Origin of the sequence: Mycobacterium sp., assembly GCF_049802695.1 — a bacterium.
In the GTDB taxonomy this organism is placed as follows: Bacteria; Actinomycetota; Actinomycetes; order Mycobacteriales; family Mycobacteriaceae; genus Mycobacterium.
Genome location: NZ_JBARMY010000045.1, coordinates 1 through 4,417, shown reverse-complemented (window position 1 = coordinate 4,417; position 4,417 = coordinate 1). Strand labels below are relative to the sequence as shown.

Genomic DNA, 4,417 nt, shown 5'->3' with positions numbered 1-4,417 from the left:
GACACCGAGAAGCCGTTCCTGATGCCCGTCGAGGACGTCTTCACCATCACCGGCCGCGGCACCGTGGTGACCGGTCGTGTCGAGCGCGGCGTGATCAACGTGAACGAGGAAGTCGAGATCGTCGGTATCAAGCCGACCAGCACCAAGACGACTGTCACCGGTGTGGAGATGTTCCGCAAGCTGCTGGACCAGGGTCAGGCCGGCGACAACGTCGGGCTGCTGCTGCGCGGTATCAAGCGGGAGGACGTGGAGCGCGGTCAGGTCGTCATCAAGCCCGGCACCACCACACCGCACACCGACTTCGAAGGTCAGGTCTACATCCTGTCCAAGGACGAGGGCGGCCGGCACACGCCGTTCTTCAACAACTACCGGCCGCAGTTCTACTTCCGCACCACCGACGTGACCGGTGTGGTGACGCTGCCGGAGGGCACCGAGATGGTCATGCCCGGCGACAACACCAACATCTCGGTGAAGCTGATTCAGCCCGTAGCCATGGACGACGGTCTGCGCTTCGCGATCCGCGAAGGTGGCCGCACCGTCGGCGCCGGCCGGGTCACCAAGATCCTCAAGTAGTTCGATCAGCCAAGGCGGCGCTCACCCGGCAGGGTGAGCGCCGTTTTGCGTCCACCGGTACTGATTCGTGTTCCGCAGCAAACGGCGATTCGGACCATGCGAGGCCGCAGGGACGCACGGGACCGGCCGCTTCGCGCCGCATCGTCGCCGGGCTGAAACACGTTTCAGTTTCGCTGCTAGCCTGATCGGCAGTCGGCGAAGGGGCGGTCATGACAGCACAGTCGGGAACACTGCACGGGCGAGTTGCCTTCGTCACCGGAGCCGCCCGCGGTCAGGGGCGCTCGCATGCGGTGCGGTTGGCCCGCGAAGGCGCGGACATCATCGCCTTGGACATCTGCTCGCCGGTCTCCACCATCACCTATCCGGCCGCCACCGCGGAGGATCTCGCCGAGACCGTCCGCGCGGTGGAAGCCGAGGGCCGCAAGGTGCTGGCCCGCGAGGTCGACACTCGCGACGACGCGGCGGTGCGTCAGTTGGTGGCCGACGGAATTGAGCAGTTCGGCCGGCTCGACATATTGGTGGCCAACGCCGGCGTTCTGGGCTGGGGCCGCGTGTGGGAGCTCACCGACGAGCAGTGGGACACCGTCATCGGGGTCAACTTGACGGGTACCTGGCGCACTCTGCGCGCCGTGATCCCAGCGATGATCGACGCTGGCAACGGTGGATCCATCGTGGTGGTCAGTTCGGCAGCCGGGGTGAAAGCCACCCCGGGCAACGGCCACTACACAGCGACCAAATACGGACTGGTGGGGTTGACCAACACGTTGGCTTTAGAACTTGGCGAGTTCGGCATCCGCGTCAACTCCATCCACCCGTACTCCGTCGACACCCCCATGATCGAAACCGACGCGTTAATCGAACTGCTCGGCAAGCACAGCAGCTTCGTGCACAGCTTCCCGCCAATGCCGATGCAGCCGAAGGGTTTTATGACGCCCGACGAGGTGTCCGACGTCGTCGTCTGGCTGGCCGGTGGCGGCTCTGGTACGTTGTCGGGCGCCCAGATACCCGTCGACAAAGGCGCATTGAAGTACTAGCTCAGGCTTGTGCGTTACCCTCGGCCAACACCGCAGCGAATTGCTCGGCAGCCCAGTCGATCTCGGCTGCGGTGATCACTAGTGGCGGAGCGAAACGCAGGGTTGATTTTTGAGTGTCCTTCACCAGGACGCCGCGCTCCGCGAGGCGCAGGCTCAGCTCTTTGCCGGTCCCGATGCGCGGGTCGATGTCCACACCGGCCCACAGCCCCAGGCCGCGTACCGCCGACACGCCGTGGCCGATCAAATCGTGCAGCCGGTTGTGCAGGTGACAACCGAGTTCAGCTGCGCGCAGCTGAAACTCGCCGCGGGCGAGAATCGACACCACAGTGCTGCCGACCGCAGCCGCCAACGGATTGCCACCGAAAGTCGACCCATGCTCGCCGGGGTGCAGCACCGCTAGGATCTCCCGATCAGCCACCACCGCCGACACCGGGACCACGCCGCCGCCCAACGCTTTGCCGAGCAAGTAGACGTCGGGCACCACACCCCAGTGGTCACACGCGAACGTCCGGCCGGTGCGGGCGAGTCCGGACTGGATCTCGTCGGCTACCATCAGCACGTCCCGCTCGGTGCAGATCGCGCGCACCGCGGGCAGATAATCGTCCGGCGGGATGACGATTCCCGCCTCACCCTGGATCGGTTCCACCAGCACGGCGACGGTGTGTTCGTCGACGGCGCCCGCCGCCGCGTCGGCGTCACCGAACGGCACCGAACGAAAGCCGGGTGTGAACGGGCCGAACCCGTTGCGCGCAGCCTCATCCGACGAGAACCCGACGATGCTGATGGTTCGACCATGGAAGTTGTTGTCGGCGACCACGATATTGGCCTGCCCGGCCGGCACGCCCTTGACATCAGTGCCCCACTTTCGGGCCACCTTGATACCGCTTTCGACTGCTTCGGCGCCGCTGTTCATCGGCAACACCATGTCCTTGCCGCACAGCACGGCGAGGGCAGCGCAGAACCGTCCCAGCGCCTCGGAGTGGAACGCCCGGCTGACGAGTGTGACCAATTCCAGCTGAGCGTGCGCGACTGCGCTGATCTCCGGATGGCGGTGTCCGAAATTCACCGCCGAATAAGCGGACAGGCAGTCCAGATAACGGCGACCCTCAACGTCGGTGATCCAGACGCCCTCGGCACGGGCGGCCACGACCGGCAGCGGGGCGTAGTTGTGCGCCGTGTAGCGCTCGTCGAGGGCGATCGCCGCGGATGTCGGACCGCCCGGTTCGGCAGTGACAGCGTCGGTGACGGTCACGAATACACCTCCAGCGTGCAGCATTTCACCGAGCCGCCACCTTTGAGCAATTCGGACATGTCCACGCCGACCGGCTCGAAACCGGCTCCGGACAACTGATCGGCGAAGCCGACCGCCGCCGACGGGAGCAGGACATGACGTCCGTCAGAGACCGCGTTCAGACCGAGCACATAGGCGTCGGCGCTGCTGACCAGGATTGCGTCGGGAAACAGCGCTTGCAGCTTTGCACATGACGGACCGCTGAACGCCGGTGGATAGTACGCGATGGTGACGTCGTCCAGAACGGCCAGCGCGGTGTCGAGGTGATAGAAGCGTGGGTCAACCAGTTGCAGGCTGACCACCGGCATTCCGACGATCGCCGCGATCTCGGCGTGAGCACGTTCGTCGGTGCGAAATCCCGTGCCCGCCAAGAGCCTCGCTCCTACCGGTAGCAGGTCGCCCTGACCCTCATTGATGTGGCGGGTCGAGGCCGCCGAATAGCCGTTCGACGTCATCCACTGCGCGTAGGCGCTTGCTTCAGGCCGGCGCTGTGGGTGCTTGAACTGTGCGACCACCGCTTGGCCCTTGATGATCAGGCCACCGTTGGCGGCATACACCATGTCGGGCAACCCGGACACCGGTTGCACAAAGTCGACAGTGTGGCCCAGCCGCCGGTAGGTGTCCCGCAGGTTCTCCCACTGCGCTGCCGCGACGGCGCTGTCGATGTGTACGTCGGGATTCATCCACGGATTGATTGTGTACTCCACGGCGAAGAAATCGGGCGGGCACATCACGTAGTGGCGGTGGCGCGCTGTGCGGCGCTTCGGCGAGCGCGCAGTGGGTGCGGTGCCAACGACATCCCGAAGCGTCATACTCCGACCATAGAAGTGACGAGTCGCGCAATCAATTGCTCCCTATTGCGCGTGAGGTACTGTTTTCTTGTGCTGAATGGAGTTGGACAGTTATCTATTGCGTAGAGGGGATGAGATGTAGTGGGCGATCAGCCGGATGGCATCGACGAGCAGATTCTGGCGGAGTTGGCGCAGCATGCCCGCGCGACGTTCGCCGAAATCGGGGAGCGGGTGAACCTGTCGGCTCCAGCGGTCAAGCGTCGGGTCGACCGCATGCTCGACCGCGGCGTCATCCGGGGGTTCACCACGGTCATCGACCGCGACGCGCTGGGCTGGAACACCGAGGCCTACGTCCAGGTCTTCTGCCACGGCAGGATCGCGCCCGACGAGTTGCGCCGAGGGTGGCTGGAGATCCCCGAGATCGTCAGCGCCGCAACCATAACGGGTACCGCGGACGCCATCCTGCATGTGCTGGCGCGCGATATGCACCACCTGGAAGAAGCGCTCGAGCGAATCCGCACCAGCGCCGACATCGAACGCAGTGAGAGCGTCGTCGTGCTCTCGAACCTGATCGACCGGTCCCGCGCTGAGCGCGCAGGGTTACCGCTCGGTAGGGCCGGCGACGGCACGGGCCGTTGATCTGCAAGTCCGGCCGTCGTGTATGAACTCCCCGTGACCAGTAGCACAAAGGGCAACCGATCCGGTAAGGGGATAGTGATCGTCGGCGG

Annotated in this window: 5 protein-coding genes; 3 read left to right on the top strand and 2 right to left on the bottom strand. The window is 65.0% G+C overall.

Annotated elements, in window-relative coordinates; translation table 11 throughout:
* Together WA317_RS01730 and WA317_RS01725 are read left to right on the top strand one after the other, a co-directional pair.
* A partial coding sequence (locus WA317_RS01730; RefSeq protein ID WP_425171392.1) for an EF-Tu/IF-2/RF-3 family GTPase occupies window positions 1-573 on the top strand: 573 nt, incomplete at its 5' end.
* Window positions 574-782: 209 nt separating this feature from the next.
* On the top strand, window positions 783-1,607 hold the full coding sequence (locus WA317_RS01725) for a mycofactocin-coupled SDR family oxidoreductase (protein ID WP_425171391.1): 825 nt from the start codon (window positions 783-785) through the stop codon (window positions 1,605-1,607).
* Between the two features lies 1 nt (window position 1,608).
* Here the strand turns inward: WA317_RS01725 and rocD are convergent, their stop codons facing one another.
* Both rocD and ddaH read right to left on the bottom strand, forming a co-directional pair.
* Window positions 1,609-2,859, bottom strand: a complete 1,251-nt coding sequence (gene rocD / locus WA317_RS01720) for an ornithine--oxo-acid transaminase (RefSeq protein ID WP_425171390.1) — start codon at window positions 2,857-2,859, stop codon at window positions 1,609-1,611.
* Window positions 2,856-3,710, bottom strand: coding sequence for a dimethylargininase (gene ddaH, locus WA317_RS01715; RefSeq protein ID WP_425171389.1), 855 nt, complete (start codon window positions 3,708-3,710; stop codon window positions 2,856-2,858). Before ddaH ends, rocD begins: the two co-directional genes overlap by 4 nt.
* 120 nt (window positions 3,711-3,830) lie before the next feature.
* Between ddaH and WA317_RS01710 the strand changes: the two genes are divergently transcribed.
* Window positions 3,831-4,328 carry an Lrp/AsnC family transcriptional regulator gene (locus WA317_RS01710; protein WP_425171388.1) on the top strand — a complete coding sequence of 166 codons (498 nt, stop codon included), beginning with the start codon at window positions 3,831-3,833 and terminating at the stop codon, window positions 4,326-4,328.
* The last annotated feature ends 89 nt before the right edge of the window (window positions 4,329-4,417 follow it).

Excerpts from the sequence above, each read along its gene's own strand:
- WA317_RS01725 (WP_425171391.1), top strand. The coding sequence starts at position 783 with ATGACAGCACAGTCGGGAACACTGCACGGGCGAGTTGCCTTCGTCACC.
- ddaH (WP_425171389.1), bottom strand. The coding sequence starts at position 3,710 with ATGACGCTTCGGGATGTCGTTGGCACCGCACCCACTGCGCGCTCGCCG.